Source organism: Ruminococcus sp., assembly GCF_016287535.1.
Classification (GTDB): domain Bacteria; phylum Bacillota; class Clostridia; order Oscillospirales; family Ruminococcaceae; genus Ruminococcus.
This window is the reverse complement of the sequence record NZ_JAEFAJ010000003.1, coordinates 46,644-64,310: the sequence shown is the minus strand read 5'-3', so window position 1 is coordinate 64,310 and position 17,667 is coordinate 46,644. Positions and strand designations below refer to the sequence as shown.

Genomic DNA, 17,667 nt, shown 5'->3' with positions numbered 1-17,667 from the left:
ACAAGCCCCGGGATTTGTCTCGGGGCTTAATTATTATATGAGTACAAGGCTTATGCGGAGTGTTATTTTTACAGTAATTTGAGAAGTTCCGGGCGTACACTGTCAAGTCTCGTATCAGACAGACCGAAGTCCATAGCCTTGTAGTTCCATGCGGCTCTGCCGATGCCGTGCTTTTCAAAAACCGAGTTTATGGTCCTGTACCATTTTAATGTATCAACAGGGGTAACGACATCTATGCAGCCATATTCGCCGCAGTAAAGGCTGCTGCCGAACTGCTCCGCCTTGGCGATTGCTGTAGAGAAAAGCTTTTCAAAATACTCCGAGGAAGTAACGCTTTCCTCGAAAGGTATACGTTCCTCAGGGACGATGGCTGTAGTCCAGTAAGCGCCCTGATGGGTGAACTTCAGAGGTTCATAGCAGTGCATATTATATATGACGTTTCTGTCAAATGGTTCGTCAAGGAACTGAACAGTATCGGCACTGTTGTTATGGTAGCTCCCCACAAGAATGAGAATATCAGGAGCGATTTTTCTTATTCTGCGAATACACTCTTTTGCGATCCTGTTCCACGCATCAATAAATTCGGCGTCTGTTACCTCATTGAGAAGCTCAAAAGCGACATTCGGCGTCATGGTGCCGTAGCGTCGTGCAATTTCCTCCCATAGCCTGTAGAACCGTTCCTGGTAATCGGCGCTGTCGAAGAAACCGCTTTCATTCTCGGCGTAGTAGTCGAATGAAAAACCGGCGGTCTTATGAAGGTCGAGGATAATATTAAGCCCATTCTTCCGGGAAGCGCTGATCGCATTATCAAGGTATGAAAAGCCCTCTTCACTGAATGAGCCGTCTGTATTTTCGATTATATTATAGTCAAATGGAACGCGGACATGGTCAACGCCCCATGAAGCAGCGATCCTGAAATCGTTTTCTGTAATGAAGGTGTCAAGGTGCTCCTTTTCGTAGCTGCACTGTGAGAGCCAGCCGCCAAAATTCACGCCCTTGTGGAAACCCTTTATTTTTTTCATGTCATTTCGCCTCCTGTGGAAAAATTATAGCACGCTGACGGTAATAATTATACTTGTTTTATGTGATAAATGGCAAATTAATGATATATACGATATGCTGTAACCGGTACTGTAATACAGCAAAATTTTCTAAAACAGTAAACCCGAAAAAACAGCGATAAAAAAACACCTCGCAGAAAAGTCCGATTCTACGAGGTGTTTAGCTATTTGGCGCGGATTGAGAGATTTGAACTCTCGCGCCGGTTTCCCGACCTACTCCCTTAGCAGGGGAGCCCCTTCACCACTTGGGTAAATCCGCAAACCGACGAGCGAGAAAGCCCACCGATAAAAAAATTGGCGGAGAGGGTGGGATTCGAACCCACGTGACCGTTAAGTCAAACGGTTTTCAAGACCGCCTCGTTATGACCGCTTCGATACCTCTCCATTTTTACTGCCGAATTAATCAGCTTTTATATTATACCACGATGGGGAGGAGATGTCAAGAAAAATGAAAGGAGAACCGTTACAATAAATTTTCAACATTTTTGTTAAATGTGCTGATGACTTGTGTTGACATTTATTAGGTAAATGACAAACAGGATAAAAAAGCAAAATTCGTGTAAATTTTTTCGGGATTTTCGGAAAATATACTTTACATATCATTGAAATTAGTGTAAAATAAACTATGGATAATTTTTTTGTGAGGTGCTTATATGGAACCAAAGTATAAAAGAGTATTATTAAAGGTCAGCGGCGAAGCTCTGGCAGGTGACAACAAAACAGGTCTCAACTATGACGTTGTGACAGATATCTGCAAAAGCATAAAAAAATGCTCGGACGCAGGCGCACAGGTAGCGGTAGTTGTCGGCGGCGGAAACTTCTGGAGAGGCCGTTCAAGCGGTGCTATGGACAGGACCCGCGCAGACCACATCGGAATGCTTGCCACAACAATGAATGCACTCGCTCTTGCTGATGTTCTTGAATCTCTCGGCTGCACTGTCCGCGTACAGACAGCTCTTCAGATGGCTGCGATAGCAGAGCCCTATATCCGCAACAGAGCCGTAAGGCATCTCAATAAGGGCAGGATAGTTATATTCGGCTGCGGAACAGGAAATCCGTTCTTCTCAACCGATACTGCAGCTGCTCTCCGTGCAATGGAGATACAGGCAGATATTCTTCTCAAGGCTACGCTGGTCGACGGTGTATATGATAAGGACCCACACAAGTATGACGACGCAAAGAAGTACGATACACTCACTTTCACACAGGTCATCGGACAGGATCTCGGCGTAATGGACAGCACAGCTGCCGCAATGTGCCGTGACAATCACATGAAGATGCTGGTATTTGATCTCAGCCGTCCCGATAATATCTATGACGCTATAATGGGCGGAAATATAGGTACTGTTGTCAGTGAATAACGAAAGGAATGAAACACTATGAAAGAACAGCTTAATCTCGCTAAGGAAAAGATGAACAAAAGTCTTAACGCTCTCGGAAATGAGTTTGCTTCTATCCGTGCAGGAAGAGCGAATCCCGGTGTTCTTGACAAAGTAATGGTAGATTACTACGGAGCACCTACACCCGTTAATCAGATGGCAGCAGTATCAGTATCAGAGGCGAGAATCCTTGTTATCCAGCCATGGGACAAGTCTACACTGAAGCTCATCGAGAAGGCTATACAGGCTTCTGATATCGGTATCCAGCCTGTAAACGACGGAAATGTTATCCGACTCGCATTCCCTCAGCTCACTGAGGACCGCCGTAAGGAGCTCTGCAAGAACATTAAGAAGTACGGTGAGGAGTGTAAGGTGACAGTACGTTCCATAAGACGCGATACTATGGAAAAGTACAAGGCTATGAAGAAGAACTCGGAGATCACTGAGGACGACCTCAAGGACTGCGAGAAGAAGGTACAGGATCTCACAGACAAGATGTGCGACGATATCGACAAAATGGTCGCAGACAAAGAAAAAGAGATCATGACTGTATAATTGGTGAAATATGGCATTATTCGGAAAAAAGGAAAAAACCGAGCTTACGCTGCCAGAGAAGCTTCCAGAGCACGTAGGCTTTATCATGGACGGAAACGGCAGATGGGCAAAGAAGCGCGGTCTGCCACGTTCCTTCGGACACCGTGAGGGTGCGAAGCAGTTCAAGAAGATAGTACGTTACTGCAAGGACATCGGACTGAAAAATATCAGCTTCTACGCTTTTTCTACAGAGAACTGGCAGCGCCCCTCAGATGAAGTTAATACTATCATGGAGCTTTTCCGTGATTATATAGTTGACGTAAGAAACTTCCTCAGCGAGAATACCCGTATGATATTCCTCGGCGACAAGAGCGCCTTTGACGAGGATCTGCAGGAAAAGATGATACGCTTGGAGGAGGATACGGCTCATTATACTGAGATGAACCTCATGATGGCTGTAAACTACGGCGGACGTGACGAGATCGCCCATGCCGCAAGGATACTTGCGCAGAAGGCTGTTAACGGTGAGATACGCCCTGAGGACATAAACGAACAGGCTGTTGCGGATAATCTGTATACCGCAGGTCTTCCCGACGTTGACCTTCTTATACGTCCCAGCGGTGAGCTGAGACTTTCAAATTATCTTATATGGCAGTGCGCTTACGCTGAGTACTACTTCACTGACGTGCTCTGGCCTGACTTCACTCCTGCCGAGCTTGACAAGGCGCTTATCGACTATGCCGGCAGAAACCGACGCTTCGGAGGTGTCTGATGCTTACACGTATCATTTCGGGAGCAGTGGGCGTTGTACTGCTTGGTGTAATACTCTTCTTCCATGATACTATAGTTCTTCCTTTAGCAGTTGCAGCTATCATAGCGGTAATGCTCTTTGAACTTTTACGCGCAGTGAAGCTCCACAAGTGTATCCCGATATTTTTAGCAGCAGAAGTCGCAGGAGTTTCTGTCCCTAGCATTTATTATATGAGCCATGTCGGTTCAGTGATATGTGATATAACTGAAGCCGGCATACAGGGTGACCCTGAGTTTTACTCGGCAAAGGTCGCTGAGATAAATCACATCTTTCAGTTCGTGCTCGTTCTGCTGGCAGCATTTATTATCTTTGTTACATGGCTGAAAAAGCATAAGGAGATACGCTATGAGCAGGTATTTTTCGTACTTGCGGTGATGATACTTGTGCCTCAGGCTATGACAACTATGCTGCGTATAGAGAACTTTGACTCGGAAAGCGGACTGTTCCTGCTTATTATGGGACTCTGCGGCGCATGGATAGCGGATACGGGAGCATATTTCACGGGGGTAGCAATGGGAAAGCATAAGCTCTGTCCTGAGATAAGCCCCAAGAAAACTATCGAGGGACTTGTGGGAGGTATCGTCACTACTGCTGTAGTATATGCTGCTGCATTTTCAATCTATTATGGCTTTACAGCAAAAAGAGCCGCAATAGCATTCGTCACAGGTGCGGTATGTGCAGTCATCGGTACTGTAGGCGACCTTTCGGCTTCCATGGTGAAGCGTCAGATAGGCTTCAAGGACTACGGAAAGATAATGCCGGGACACGGCGGACTTATGGATCGCTTTGACAGCGTTCTTTTCGTGCTGCCTACTTTTTATGCATTTATCGCCTTATTCGGCGTACAGTGATATTTCTGAAACGGACTATTCACGGATAGTCCCTTTCGCATTTTATAAAGGACTTTTTCATAATATTAATCCGGAAGATATTTCCGCGAAAAGGGGAAATCATAATGAATAAAACGGTGTCTATACTTGGCTCCACAGGCTCTATAGGAACGCAGTCGCTGGAGGTATGTGAAAAGCACGGACTGAAGGTGACGGCTCTTGCGGCACACAGCAGCATTGAGGCTCTTGAGCAGCAGATAAGAAAGTTCCGTCCTGCTTATGCCTGCATTTACAACGAAGAGAAGTACGGTGAGCTGAAAAGGCGTATTGCCGACCTTGATGTGAAGCTGTATTCCGGCATGGAGGGACTGTGCAGGCTGGCTTCCCTTGAAGAAGCGGATATCATACTCAATTCGGTAGTCGGAATGGTGGGACTGCTTCCTACGCTTACTGCGATCGACGCGGGAAAGGATATTGCCCTTGCAAACAAGGAGACTCTTGTGGCAGGCGGAGAGCTTGTAATGAGCGCGGCTGCAGAAAAGGGCGTGAAGATATATCCCGTTGACAGCGAGCATTCAGCTATATTTCAGTGTCTGCAGGGCAACAAGCGCGAGCAGCTGAGCAAGATTATCCTTACAGCCTCAGGAGGTCCCTTCTTCGGCAGGAGCTATGAGGAGCTGAGAAATGTCACAAAGGAACAGGCTCTCCACCACCCCAACTGGGATATGGGCAATAAAATAACCATTGATTCCGCTACGCTTATGAACAAGGGACTTGAATTCATAGAAGCCAAATGGCTTTTCGATCTTACTCCCGATCAGATAGAGATAGTCGTCCACCGTCAGAGCGTGGTACACTCGGCTGTGGAGTACAACGACTACTCGGTCATCGCTCAGATGGGCATTCCGGATATGAAGATACCGATACAGTATGCCCTGCTTTACCCGGACCGCATGAGCTGTCCCACGGGAAGGCTCTCTCTTACGGATTACGGAAAGCTTACCTTTGAGAAGCCGGACTATGCTACCTTTAAGTGTCTGTCCGCGGCTATCGAAGCCATAAAGCGCGGAGGAGCTTATCCATGCCTGGTAAATTCAGCAAATGAAGAAGCAGTACGTGCTTTTCTGCATGACGAGATAAGATTCATTGACATCGGCGAGACTGTCGCATCTGTTCTTGACCATTTCGGTCAGTCGGATATCAGCAGCTATGATGATGTAATGAAAGCTGACAGAGCTGCAAGAGCTTATGTAAGAGAGCGTATTCCTGCGGAACAGGCATAAATTCAGAAAGGATAATACTAAATGGGTGTTATAATTGCGATCATTGTTTTCGGGCTTATCGTTACGGTCCATGAGTTCGGACATTTTATCTGTGCAAAGCTCAGCGGCATAAAGGTGCTTGAGTTTTCAGTCGGTATGGGACCTAAGCTGCTTCAGAAGAAGAAGGGCGAGACTAAGTACTCACTGAGAGCTTTGCCTATAGGCGGTTACTGCGCAATGGAGGGAGAGGATTCCACAAATAACGATCCCAGAAGCTTCCGCAACGCCAGGCTGTGGAAGCGCATGATAGTTCTCGTTGCCGGAGCGCTTATGAATTTTGTTCTCGGATTTATCGCGCTCGTTGTAATGGTCTGCGCGTTTGAAAAGAACGTCCCGACAACTGTTGTAAGGGATTTTTCCAAGATGCGCAATGAGGATCAGAGCATAAGCTATGTTTCAATGAGCCATGAAACCGGTCTGCAGATCGATGACAGGTTCTTATCCGTTGACGATACAAAAGTGTTCAGTGATCTTGATCTTGTATATATCTTCAATACCATAAATTCTGATGAAGCTCATACTGTTGTCGTAAAGAGAAATGGTGAAAAGGTCAGACTTGAAAATGTTGTTTTCAAGAATACTGCTGATGGCGGTTTAGTCGATTTCTGCATTTACGGAAATAAAAAGAATCCTCTGACAGTAATAAAAGGTTCCGGAGAGAGATTCATGACCATGTCCCATGTTATAGGGCTCTCGCTTAAACAGCTGTTTACGGGAAAGATGAAAAAGGACGATGTTTCCGGACCTGTCGGGGTTGTAAGTGTTATAAGCGAGACAGCCGAGCAGAGCCGCAGCGTCAGCGAGGCAATAGAAAATATCCTTTACTTAATGGCTCTGATAACCATAAATGTAGGAATATTCAATCTGCTCCCGATACCTGGACTTGACGGCGGCAGACTGATGTTCTGTCTGATAGAGCTTGTCCGCCGCAAGCCTGTCAAGCCTGAGCATGAAGGCTATGTACATCTTGCAGGAATGGTCCTTCTGTTCGGAATAATGATATTCGCAACCTATAACGACATCGTAAAACTGGTCACGGGAGGATAAAATGGCAGAAATATGTCTTCTCGGTACGGGAGGTATGCTTCCCCTGCCTGACCGTTTTCTCACAAGCTTATATGCCGAGTATAACGGCAAGGCGGTTCTTATCGACTGCGGCGAGGGAACACAGGTCGCCGTTGCGAAACACGGATTGAAAATGAGCAGGATAGAGCTCATACTTATAACTCACTGCCACGCGGATCATGTTACGGGACTTCCGGGACTGCTCCTCTCCGCCGGCAACAGTTCAAGGACGGCACCGTTAGAGATAGCGGCTCCGGAAAGCTGCATACCAGTTATTGAAAATCTTATGAGCGTATGCGGAGGTCTGCCTTATGAGGTAAAGCTCAGAGCGCTTTCCGATGACAGGCAATCTGAGTTTACAGCTGATATGATAGACCCAATGCTCACTGTAAAGACAATGCCCCTTTCACACAGGGTAAGCTGTCTCGGCTACAGTCTTGTCCTGAGGAAAAAGCCTGTATTCCTGCCTCAGAATGCGAAGGCGATGAATATACCTGTAGAGTTCTGGAAAAGGCTGCATAACGGCGAGACAGTCACTCTTGAGGGCGGTCTGAGGATACCTCCGGAAGCTGTTACCGGTGAAAAGAAACCGCCTCTGAAAATCACCTATGTTACGGATACGCTTCCTGTTCCGGAGCTTGAGCTCTTTGCGATGGACGCGGATCTGTTCGTATGTGAGGGAATGTACGGACTGTCGGACAAAAAGGCTTCAATGAACGAAAAATGCCATATGCTCATGCAGGACGCCTGCAATATAGCAAAGCTGGCAGACGCAAAAAAGCTGTGGCTCACTCATTACAGTCCTGCTGAAAAGGAGCCTCATGTGTACGAAGATGAACTCAGGGAGATATTTCCGGAAACAGTCGTGTCAGATGACGGTATCAGCATTACTCTCTGATATGATCTGTCAGCGGTGACAGTTCAAAAAATGATGATAGGAGAAAAGCTATGAGAAATGTTAGACCTGTAAAGGTAGGGGACTGCGTCCTCGACGGAAAGCATATATATATACAGTCGATGCTGAATATTCGTTCGGACGACATCGCCGGCAGCGTAAAACAGGCAGTCAGTCTTGAAAAGGCAGGCTGTGAGATAATCCGTGCGGCTATCCCGAACAAGGAAGCTGTTGCACTCATACCTGCCATCAAGGAAGCAGTAAGTATACCGCTGGTAGCAGATATACACTTTGATTACAGGCTCGCTCTTGAAGCTGCCGCGGCAGGTGTTGACAAGATACGTATCAATCCGGGAAATATCGGAGGAATGGACAGGGTAAAAGCAGTGGTTGATGCCTGCCGTTCAAGGAATATACCTATCCGTATCGGCGTTAATTCGGGCTCGCTCGAAAAGGAGATACTTGCAAAATATGGTTCTCCCACACCGGAAGCCCTTGTTGAGAGCGCTCTTACTCACGCGGCTATGCTTGAGCATTTCGACTTCAATGATATAGTTATATCCATAAAGTCCTCTGACGTACAGAGAATGATAGCTTCATACAGGCTTGCAGCTGAAAAATGTGATTATCCTCTTCATCTCGGAGTTACCGAAGCAGGTACAGAGCGCATGGGACTTATCAAGTCTGCGGTCGGTATCGGTTCGCTGCTATGCGATGGTATAGGCGAGACTATCCGCGTATCCCTTACAGATGACCCGGTACGTGAGATAGAAGCCGCTAAGGATATACTCAAAAGTATCGGAAAGCGCGGCGGTGTAAGACTGGTCTCATGTCCCACCTGCGGCAGAACAAGGATAGATCTTGTAAAGGCTGCAAAAATGGTTGAGGAAGCCGTAAAGGACATGGACAAGGATATAACTGTCGCTGTCATGGGATGTATAGTAAACGGTCCGGGAGAAGCCCGTGAAGCTGACGTAGGTATAGCCGGCGGTGACGGATGTGCGGTTATCTTCAAAAAGGACGGTACTCAGAGAAAGGTGAGCGAAGCGGATATTGTTCCGGAGCTTCTTGCTGAGATAGAAAGGCTCTGACAGAGCATTTGATGATAAGTTATTAGTAAACAGGGAGTCGTAAAATGCAGGTTAAAATTTCCGAATTCTTGAAGGATTATTCCTTGGAGCTGCCAGAGAGCGTACTCGGCGGTGAGATATTCAAGCTGACTTACAGCGAAAATCTTGAAAATATCCGCTTTCATGCGCATTTTGAGGAGCTTGTTCCAAGCGATGATATCATTGCTTTTGAAAAAGCGGTGGAGGCTGCCATAAAGGTGGAGCAGGTGAGACTTGCCTGCCGCTATCCTTCCGGAAAGTTCGGAATTGATTGCTATCCCGAACTGCTGAAGCTCCTGAAGCGTGATATACCTGTAGTCAACGGCTTCCTTGACGACGCAGACGTTTCCCTTGCTGAAAACGAGCTGCGCATAAGGATAGTTCACGGCGGAAGGGAGATACTTGACAGGTATAGCTTCTGCCGTTATTTTTCACAGCTGATATACAACCAGTTCGGAGTACGTATAAAGGTTTTCCTCGAAGGAGACAGCTCCGTTAGCAGGGAACAGTTCGACGAGATGATAGAGCGCATCGAAGCGGATATGCCTGACTACAGCGCCCAGCTCGCACCTGAGAAATCAGCGGAGGAGATAAGAGCCGAGGAGGCAAAGTCGGTGATACCGACAGTAACTATAGATATCGGCGCACTTAACAAGGATTTTGACGCGGAATCCGCTGAGATAGTAAAGGGAAAGGCTATACGCGAAAAGCCCATACCGATCTGTGAGGCGGTACAGCATCTCGGAGAAAGGGTAGTCGTTGTCGGAGACGTTTTTGCTTCGGAAATGAAGGAAGTCCGTGGGGAAAAGACGGTAGTTACCTATGATATAACCGATTACAGCGGTTCGCTGAAGCTAAAGATATTCGCAAAGAACGAAGAGGTTGAGGAGCTGAAGCTGGGCTCCATAAAGAGCGGTGCAGCCCTGCTGGTAGCGGGAAAGCTGGACTATGACTCCTTTGCAAGAGATATCGTTATATCCGTAAATTCCCTTATAAAAGTAAAGCGCATACCGAAAACTGACAATTATCCCGAAAAGCGTGTGGAGCTCCACTGCCACAGCAATATGTCAGCTATGGACGCTGTTACCGATCCCGTTACTCTTATAAGCAGAGCGGCAGCATGGGGACATCAGGCAATGGCTATAACAGACCACGGTAATGTTCAGGCATTCCCTGACTGTATGTATAATATGCCGAAGGATTTTAAGGTCATATACGGCATGGAAGCATATGTGGTAAATGATATAGAACGTGATATGGTCGTATACGGCGATGATGACCGTTCCTTCGATAATGAGATAATCATTTTCGACGTTGAGACCACAGGTCTGAGTTTCAGAAATGACCGCCTTACGGAGATAGGTGCTGTCAAGCTGAAAAATATGCAGGTAGTTGACGATTTCAACACCAAGGTAAATCCCGGCTTCCATATTCCCGAACATATTACGGAGCTGACAGGCATAAGCGACGCCGATGTAGCCAATGCACCGGATGAAGGAGAAGCTCTGAAGATGTTCATGGAGTTCTGCGGGGACAAGCCTGTTCTCGTGGCACATAATGCAAGATATGATACAACAATGATAAATCAGGCGCTGAAGCGTCAGGGCATGATTTTTGAGTATACATGGGTTGACACCCTTGTTATGTGTCAGTCCATGCTCCCGGAAATGGGACGTCACAAGCTGAATCTTGTGGCAAAACAGCTGAAGCTCGGAAAGTTCGATCATCACCGTGCTTCCGATGACGCGCTCATGCTTGCGAAGATATATATAGCTCTTGTTGGAAGGCTTAGGACTGACCGCGGCTTTAAGTCTGTACAGCAGCTCAATGTGCTTGTTGATGAGATAGAGACAAAGAAGCTGAAAAGCTATCACCATATCATTCTTGTCCGCAATCAGGCTGGACTGAAGAATCTCTACAGGCTCGTTTCACTGAGTAACCTTGAATTTTTCTATAAAAGACCGCTTATCCCCAAGTCGCGTCTTATAGAGCACCGCGAGGGACTTATATTCGGAAGCGCCTGCGAATCAGGAGAACTGTTCCAGGCGATACTGGATATGCGCGATCAGGACTATATCGACAATCTTGCGAGGTTCTACGATTACCTTGAGATACAGCCCATATGCAACAACAGGTTCATGGTGAGAAAGGGCGTTGCCCGTGACGACGATGAGCTCCGCGACTTCAACCGTGAGGTGGTCGCTCTGGGCGACAGGCTCGGCATACCCACCTGCGCTACCTGTGACGTACATTTTATAGACCAGAAGGACGCGATATACCGCAAGATAATACTTGCGAGCATGGGCTTCAATGATGCTGAGGAGCAGGCTCCCCTCTATCTGAGGACTACAGAGGAAATGATGGCGGAGTTTGAGTATCTCGGCGAGGACAAGGCAAGGGAAGTCGTTATCAAAAATACAAATGATATAGCAGACCAGATAGAAAAGGTGCGTCCGATACCAAAGGGTACCTTTACACCGACTATCGAGGGCGCAGAGGAAGAGCTTGTCAGGATAACCCATGACAAAGCACATGAGATATACGGTGATCCTCTTCCGGAGCTTGTTGACAAGCGTCTTGACCGTGAGCTTTCTTCAATTATAAAGCACGGCTTCTCAGTGCTTTATATCATCGCGCAGAAGCTCGTATGGAACTCGGTTGAGAATGGTTATCTTGTAGGCTCCCGTGGTTCCGTCGGTTCGTCGTTCGTAGCTTCAATGGCTGGAATTTCGGAAGTAAATCCGCTTCCGCCCCACTATGTGTGTCCCAACTGCAAGCACAGCGAGTTCCTTCTCGACGGTGTTTACGGCTCCGGATTTGACTTGCCCCCGAAGAAGTGTCCCGACTGCGGAACGGATATGAACCGTGACGGTCACGATATCCCATTCGAGACCTTCCTTGGCTTCGACGGCGATAAAGCGCCTGATATCGACCTGAACTTTTCCGATGAATATCAGTTCTGGGCTCATCGCTATACGGAAAAGCTCTTCGGAAAGTCCAACGTGTTCAAGGCAGGGACCATATCCGTTGTAGCCGAAAAGACAGCATACGGCTATGTCAAGAAATACTGTGAGGAGAACGGTATAACCCTCAATAATGCGGAGCTGAGCAGACTTGCTATCGGCTGTACCGGCATCAAGAGGACAACGGGTCAGCACCCTGGCGGAATGGTCGTTGTGCCGTCGGATTATGATGTATACGACTTCACTCCGGTTCAGCATCCTGCTGATACTGCCGATTCCGAGATAATCACCACTCACTTCACATTCAACTCCCTGCATGATACCATACTCAAGCTTGATGAGCTCGGACACGTTGTTCCCACTCTCTACAAGCATCTTGAAGACCTTACCGGTATTAAGATAAAGGACGTTCCGACTTCGGATCCTGATGTCATACGTATGTGTACCAACTGCGACGTGCTGGGAGTTACACCTGAGGATATCTACTGCAAGACCGGAAGCCTCGGCATACCTGAAATGGGCACCGGCTTCACGATACAGATGCTCCTTGACGCGAAGCCAACGAAGTTCAGCGACTTCTTACAGATATCGGGACTTTCACACGGTACGGACGTATGGCTGGGAAACGCGAAGGATCTTATAGATAACGGCGTATGTACGATTTCTGACGTTATCGGTACCCGTGACTCTATCATGACATATCTTTTATACAAGGGTGTCGAGCCTAAGATGGCGTTCCAGATAATGGAGTGGACACGTAAGGGCAAGGCTCCCAAGCAGTTCACGCCGGAGATAATCCAGATGCTCCGGGATCATAATGTTCCTGAGTGGTACATAGAGAGCTGCCTTAAAATAAAGTATATGTTCCCTAAGGCTCACGCAGCAGCTTACGTTATCGCAGCCATAAAGCTGGGCTGGTTCAAGCTCAGAATGCCGCTGGAATATTACGCGACCTATTTCTCAGTCCGCGGTGAAGACTTCGACGCGGAGCTCGCCATAAAGGGCAGATCAGCTGTAAGGGCAAAGATAGAAGAGATCAAGGCTCTCGGTAACGACAGGACCAACAAGGACAGTGCTCTGTACGATATACTTCTCATTACAAACGAGATGATGTCGAGAGGCTACGAGTTTCTGCCGATAGATCTTTTCAAGTCTCACGCCACTGACTATCTTGTTGAGGACGGAAAGCTGAGAATACCTTTCTCGGCGATGAGCGGCGTCGGAGACAGCGCAGCAAAGGGGATATACGAGGCTGTTCAGAAGGGCGGCTTTATGTCTGTAGAAGAGTTCCAGACCGAAAGCGGAGCGTCAAAAACAACAATTGATATGTTGAAAAGTATAGGAGCCTTTGGTGATTTACCCGAATCGACACAGATGTCATTTTTTTAACTTGACTTTCTTTTAGTAATATGCTATCATATTATCATGTTAGCAGACTAAAGTGATTTGAAGAGGAGGTATTTTATGAAAAACTATGATCTTATCACTCCTGAGGGTACAAAGGACCTGCTTTTCGGTGAGTGCATCATAAGAAGAAATATAGAGAATACACTTATGAATCTTTTCAAGAGCCGCGGATACAATGAGACTATCACTCCCGGTCTTGAATTCTATGACGTATTCAACCTTAACTCGCGCTATTTTCCGCAGGAGAACCTGTACAAGCTCACAGACAGCAAGGGAAGGCTCCTTGTAATGCGTCCGGACACTACAATGCCTATCGCACGTATAGTTGCCACCCGTCTGAGGGACGCGGATCTTCCGCTGAAGCTGTGCTATGCGCAGGCAGTATATACCACGGAACCCTCACTGAAGGGCAGGAGCGACGAGGTAGTGCAGGCAGGTATAGAGCTTATAGGTTCGCAGCTGAAAATGGCGGATCTTGAAGTAATATCAACGGCAGTTGATTCACTCAATTCCTTCGGCATGGAATTCTCCCTTGAACTTGGACATATCGGTATTTTCAAGGAGCTTGTCGGCAGGCTGGACGCCTCAGAGCATGACAAGGAGAGCATCAGAAAACTCATTGAGAACAAGAATTTCCCCGCACTTAATGATATGCTTGACAGCTTCGGAAATTCTCCTGTTACCAATGCGCTTAAAAAGCTTCCCGCGCTTTTCGGAGGGGAAGAGGTATTTGATAAGGCTGAGGAGCTCATGCCTGACGATAATATCAAGCGTATCCTTGACGAACTGAGAGATATATATACAGACGCTTCCGAGCTTTGTGAAGGAGACGGTTCGATAACTGTTGACCTCGGACTGGTAAACAAGACCGATTACTATACAGGTCTTATTATAAAGGGTTATTTGCAGGGGCACGGCGAAGAGGTGCTCTCCGGCGGAAGGTATGACAAGCTCATATCGGAGTTCGGATATGATGTACCTGCTGTTGGTTTCGCTGTAAATATAAATGCGGTTGCCAAGCTCATGGAGAAGAGCGATGTTCTTCCTGCCGAGCTCAAACCGGACGTTATCGTCTTTGCCGAGGCTGGCTGCGAGGTTGCAGCTATAAAGGCTGCACGTGAGCTCCGGGAGCAGGGACTCATTGTAGAGAACGCGCTGTTCGATGACATTGAGAGCGTTCGTGAATATGCTATTGAAAGAAAGATAGCAAAGGTCGTAGTCATCGACGGCGACAGCAAGGAGGTCTGAATATGAACAAGCCTATAAGAATGGCTCTTACAAAGGGCAGACTTGAAAAGGATACAATAGAGCTTCTTGAAAAGCTTGGCTTCGACTGTACATCAGTACGTGAAAAGGGCAGAAAGCTCATACTTCCTGTACCTGATGCGAATCTTGAAGTAGTGCTGGCAAAGGCAAACGACGTTATAACCTACGTCGAGCACGGCGTCTGCGATATGGGCGTTGTTGGCAAGGACACCATAATGGAAATGAGAGGAAAGTTCTACGAGCTTGTTGATCTCGGCTTCGGAAAATGCAAATTTGCTCTTGCGGCAAAGAAGGGCTATGACTTCTACAGCGGCTACGGTATAAAGACAATAGCTACAAAGTATCCTAATGTTGCAAGAAAGTTCTTTGAGAAAAAGGGCATGGACACCGAGATAATCAAGATAGAAGGCTCTGTTGAGCTTGCTCCTCTTCTTGAACTTGCCGACGGTATCGTTGATATCGTTGAGACAGGTACTACTCTCAGAGAGAACGGACTTGAGGTAATTGAAGATGTAGCACCTGTTTCCGCAAGACTTATAGCAAATACAGTAAGTCTGAAAATGAGGCACGCCGAGATTGACAGGCTTATCACACTTATAGAGGAGAATCTTTGATGAAGAAAATATTCGCAAACGGTACGGACGAGGTCGCTTTTCTCAATGACCTGAAAAAGAGGAGCGGCGAGACCGGTAAAAAGGTCACAGAGGTCGTATCGGAGATAATAGAAAATGTAAAGAACAACGGCGATGAAGCCGTTAAGAACTACACGCTGAAATTCGACGGAAATCTGCCGGAGTATTACGAAGTTCCACGTGAAGTGATCAATGACGCACTCACAGAGGCAGACCAGGACTTCGTTGACGCACTTCTCAATGCTCAGGAGAATATAGCTGACTTCCACAACAGACAGGTGGAGCAGAGCTTTATCTCTGCGAAGAAAAACGGCGTTATCATGGGACAGCGTATCCGCGGTCTCCACAGGGTAGGACTCTATGTGCCCGGTGGTACAGCAGCTTATCCTTCAAGTGTTCTCATGAACGCTATACCTGCCAAAATAGCAGGCGTAGAGGAGATAATCATGGTAACTCCTCCTCTGAAGGACGGTACTCCCAATAAGGATATTCTTGTTGCGGCTGCTATCTGCGGAGTTGACAGAGTATTCCTTTCAGGCGGCGCACAGGCTATCGCAGCTCTTGCTTACGGTACTGAGGAGATACCAAAGTGCGACAAGATAGTAGGTCCCGGAAATATATATGTAGCTACTGCAAAGAAGCTGCTTTACGGTGTTGTTGACATAGATATGATAGCAGGCCCCAGTGAGATACTTGTTATCGCTGACGATACCGCAGACCCCAGGTTCGCGGCAGCCGACCTTATGTCACAGGCAGAGCATGACGTGCTTGCCTCGGCTATAATGGTAACTACAAGCGAGAAGCTTGCAGACGGCACTATAAAGGAGATAGAGCGTCAGAAGGAATATCTTTCAAGGAAGGATATCATCACCAAGTCCCTTGAGGACTACGGCGCAATAATCATTGCAGACAGCCGTGAAAAATGCGTCGAGCTTGCAAACGAGATAGCTCCTGAGCACCTTGAAGTGCTCATGGAGAATCCCTTCGAGCTCCTCGGAAGCCTTGACAATGCAGGCTCCATTTTCCTTGGAAATTACGCTTCGGAGCCTCTCGGTGACTACTACGCAGGACCCAACCATGTCCTGCCTACAAGCGGTACTGCCCGTTTCTTCTCGCCTCTCGGCGTAGCAAGCTTCACAAAGCGTACAGCTTATACCTACTACACCGAGGAAGCTCTCAGGCAGGCAAAGGACGATATCGTCCTTATCGCAGAGCGCGAGGGACTTACAGCTCACGCAAATGCCATAAAGGTCAGATTTGAAGACTGAATCACGCAATGGGGCGGCTTGAAAAAGAGCTGCCCTATAGGTGTTTTAAGAAAGGATAGAATATGAGTTACAGACTTAATAAGAAGCTGATAAATTTAGTGCCCTACGACCCGATAACAGGTCACTATGATATCAGACTTGACGCAAACGAGAGCTGCTTCAATCTCTCTGACAGCTTAAAGGAAAAGATAGGCAGAAGCATATCGCGGATCGACTTCAACCGTTATCCGGACTGTCTTGCAAAGGCTCCGACAAAGGCTTTTTCCGAACTTTATAATGTACCTGAGGAGTTTATCAGCGCAGGCAACGGCTCCGACGAGCTTATCAGCATTATCGAGGGCTGCTTCTTTGAGGCAGGGGATACGATAGTAAATGTATCTCACGACTTTTCCATGTATGAGTTCTATGCACAGCTTTACGAGGTCAATGTAAAGACCTATCAGAAGGAAGCCGACCTTACTATAGACCCGGATAAGCTCATAGCCTTCTGCAAGGAAAACGGCGCAAAGGGACTTATCTTCTCAAACCCCTGCAACCCAACTTCTCTCGGACTTGACAGAGCTTCCGTAAAGAAGATCATCGAAGCTCTTGACGGCTGTCTTGTTATACTTGACGAGGCATATATGGACTTCTGGGATCAGTCTTTGCTTGCAGATGTTGACAAGTATGATAATCTTCTCATTCTCAAGACCTGTTCAAAGGCGATAGGACTTGCAGCTGTAAGATTCGGATTTGCAATTGCGAACAGAACGATAACCAACGCAATAAGAGCTGCCAAGTCACCCTACAACAACGATACAGTGGCTCAGACCATTGTTACGGATATACTCAGCGAAAAGAAGTATCTCAGAGAGTGCAGGGACATCATTATCAGGAACACAAAGCAGCTCTTCAAGGATATATCTGCAATAAACGAAAAGTACGACTGCTTTGAGAAGATATATGAGCCGTGCACGAACTTTGTGTTAGTGAAAACAGACGATTTCGAGAAAATATACAGGTTCATGCTGGACAATTCAATAGCGGTAAGGAAATTCAATGGATATATAAGAGTTACTGCAGGAAGCGAAGCGGAAAATTCACGCTTCATCGAATTGCTCGAAAAGTATTGTTCAAAGTAAAAGG

Annotated in this window: 13 protein-coding genes, 2 tRNA genes and 1 pseudogene; 13 read left to right on the top strand and 3 right to left on the bottom strand. The window is 47.1% G+C overall.

The window, feature by feature from the left end; translation table 11 throughout:
• Positions 1-68: 68 nt before the first annotated feature.
• From QZZ36_RS02695 to QZZ36_RS02685, 3 genes are all read right to left on the bottom strand, one after another.
• The gene (locus QZZ36_RS02695; RefSeq protein WP_295076323.1) at positions 69-1,022 is read right to left on the bottom strand and encodes a cellulase family glycosylhydrolase; all 954 of its coding nucleotides are present in this window, start codon (positions 1,020-1,022) and stop codon (positions 69-71) included.
• 208 nt (positions 1,023-1,230) lie between these two features.
• A tRNA-Ser gene (locus tag QZZ36_RS02690) sits at positions 1,231-1,320 on the bottom strand.
• A gap of 36 nt (positions 1,321-1,356) precedes the next feature.
• Positions 1,357-1,445, bottom strand: a tRNA-Ser gene (locus QZZ36_RS02685).
• 269 nt (positions 1,446-1,714) lie between these two features.
• Here QZZ36_RS02685 and pyrH point away from each other — a divergent pair.
• The 13 genes and pseudogenes from pyrH to QZZ36_RS02620 all read left to right on the top strand — a co-directional run bounded on the left by pyrH (position 1,715) and on the right by QZZ36_RS02620 (position 17,663).
• Positions 1,715-2,422, top strand: coding sequence for a UMP kinase (gene pyrH, locus QZZ36_RS02680; RefSeq protein WP_295076320.1), 708 nt, complete (start codon positions 1,715-1,717; stop codon positions 2,420-2,422).
• An 18-nt stretch (positions 2,423-2,440) separates the two neighbouring features.
• Positions 2,441-2,995, top strand: coding sequence for a ribosome recycling factor (gene frr, locus QZZ36_RS02675; protein ID WP_295076317.1), 555 nt, complete (start codon positions 2,441-2,443; stop codon positions 2,993-2,995).
• A gap of 10 nt (positions 2,996-3,005) precedes the next feature.
• Positions 3,006-3,746 (top strand): polyprenyl diphosphate synthase, encoded by a 741-nt coding sequence (gene uppS, locus QZZ36_RS02670; protein ID WP_295076314.1) that lies wholly within the window; start codon positions 3,006-3,008, stop codon positions 3,744-3,746.
• Positions 3,746-4,636 carry a phosphatidate cytidylyltransferase gene (locus QZZ36_RS02665; RefSeq protein ID WP_295076311.1) on the top strand — a complete coding sequence of 297 codons (891 nt, stop codon included), beginning with the start codon at positions 3,746-3,748 and terminating at the stop codon, positions 4,634-4,636. The genes uppS and QZZ36_RS02665 overlap by 1 nt, the downstream gene beginning before the upstream one ends.
• A gap of 104 nt (positions 4,637-4,740) precedes the next feature.
• Positions 4,741-5,898 (top strand): 1-deoxy-D-xylulose-5-phosphate reductoisomerase, encoded by a 1,158-nt coding sequence (locus QZZ36_RS02660; RefSeq protein WP_295076308.1) that lies wholly within the window; start codon positions 4,741-4,743, stop codon positions 5,896-5,898.
• Positions 5,899-5,919: 21 nt separating this feature from the next.
• Complete coding sequence (locus QZZ36_RS02655) at positions 5,920-6,984, top strand: site-2 protease family protein (protein ID WP_295076305.1); 1,065 nt, start codon at positions 5,920-5,922, stop codon at positions 6,982-6,984.
• A gap of 1 nt (position 6,985) precedes the next feature.
• Positions 6,986-7,900 carry a ribonuclease Z gene (locus QZZ36_RS02650; RefSeq protein ID WP_295076302.1) on the top strand — a complete coding sequence of 305 codons (915 nt, stop codon included), beginning with the start codon at positions 6,986-6,988 and terminating at the stop codon, positions 7,898-7,900.
• 47 nt (positions 7,901-7,947) lie between these two features.
• Positions 7,948-8,988, top strand: a pseudogene (ispG, locus tag QZZ36_RS02645) (flavodoxin-dependent (E)-4-hydroxy-3-methylbut-2-enyl-diphosphate synthase); the annotation flags it as partial.
• Positions 8,989-9,032: 44 nt separating this feature from the next.
• Positions 9,033-13,358, top strand: a complete 4,326-nt coding sequence (locus QZZ36_RS02640; protein ID WP_295076299.1) for a PolC-type DNA polymerase III — start codon at positions 9,033-9,035, stop codon at positions 13,356-13,358.
• 75 nt (positions 13,359-13,433) lie between these two features.
• On the top strand, positions 13,434-14,624 hold the full coding sequence (gene hisZ, locus QZZ36_RS02635) for an ATP phosphoribosyltransferase regulatory subunit (protein ID WP_295076296.1): 1,191 nt from the start codon (positions 13,434-13,436) through the stop codon (positions 14,622-14,624).
• 2 nt (positions 14,625-14,626) lie between these two features.
• Complete coding sequence (gene hisG / locus QZZ36_RS02630; protein ID WP_295076293.1) at positions 14,627-15,256, top strand: ATP phosphoribosyltransferase; 630 nt, start codon at positions 14,627-14,629, stop codon at positions 15,254-15,256.
• A complete protein-coding gene (hisD, locus tag QZZ36_RS02625; protein WP_295076290.1) occupies positions 15,256-16,542 on the top strand; it encodes a histidinol dehydrogenase in 1,287 nt (428 codons plus the stop codon). The genes hisG and hisD overlap by 1 nt, the downstream gene beginning before the upstream one ends.
• Positions 16,543-16,604: 62 nt before the next feature.
• Positions 16,605-17,663, top strand: a complete 1,059-nt coding sequence (locus QZZ36_RS02620; RefSeq protein ID WP_295076287.1) for a histidinol-phosphate transaminase — start codon at positions 16,605-16,607, stop codon at positions 17,661-17,663.
• The last annotated feature ends 4 nt before the right edge of the window (positions 17,664-17,667 follow it).

Coding starts and splice junctions, on each gene's coding strand:
- QZZ36_RS02660 (WP_295076308.1), top strand. CDS start 4,741: ATGAATAAAACGGTGTCTATACTTGGCTCCACAGGCTCTATAGGAACG.
- QZZ36_RS02655 (WP_295076305.1), top strand. CDS start 5,920: ATGGGTGTTATAATTGCGATCATTGTTTTCGGGCTTATCGTTACGGTC.
- hisZ (WP_295076296.1), top strand. CDS start 13,434: ATGAAAAACTATGATCTTATCACTCCTGAGGGTACAAAGGACCTGCTT.
- hisG (WP_295076293.1), top strand. CDS start 14,627: ATGAACAAGCCTATAAGAATGGCTCTTACAAAGGGCAGACTTGAAAAG.
- hisD (WP_295076290.1), top strand. CDS start 15,256: ATGAAGAAAATATTCGCAAACGGTACGGACGAGGTCGCTTTTCTCAAT.
- uppS (WP_295076314.1), top strand. CDS start 3,006: ATGGCATTATTCGGAAAAAAGGAAAAAACCGAGCTTACGCTGCCAGAG.
- QZZ36_RS02650 (WP_295076302.1), top strand. CDS start 6,986: ATGGCAGAAATATGTCTTCTCGGTACGGGAGGTATGCTTCCCCTGCCT.
- QZZ36_RS02620 (WP_295076287.1), top strand. CDS start 16,605: ATGAGTTACAGACTTAATAAGAAGCTGATAAATTTAGTGCCCTACGAC.
- frr (WP_295076317.1), top strand. CDS start 2,441: ATGAAAGAACAGCTTAATCTCGCTAAGGAAAAGATGAACAAAAGTCTT.
- QZZ36_RS02640 (WP_295076299.1), top strand. CDS start 9,033: ATGCAGGTTAAAATTTCCGAATTCTTGAAGGATTATTCCTTGGAGCTG.
- QZZ36_RS02665 (WP_295076311.1), top strand. CDS start 3,746: ATGCTTACACGTATCATTTCGGGAGCAGTGGGCGTTGTACTGCTTGGT.
- pyrH (WP_295076320.1), top strand. CDS start 1,715: ATGGAACCAAAGTATAAAAGAGTATTATTAAAGGTCAGCGGCGAAGCT.
- QZZ36_RS02695 (WP_295076323.1), bottom strand. CDS start 1,022: ATGAAAAAAATAAAGGGTTTCCACAAGGGCGTGAATTTTGGCGGCTGG.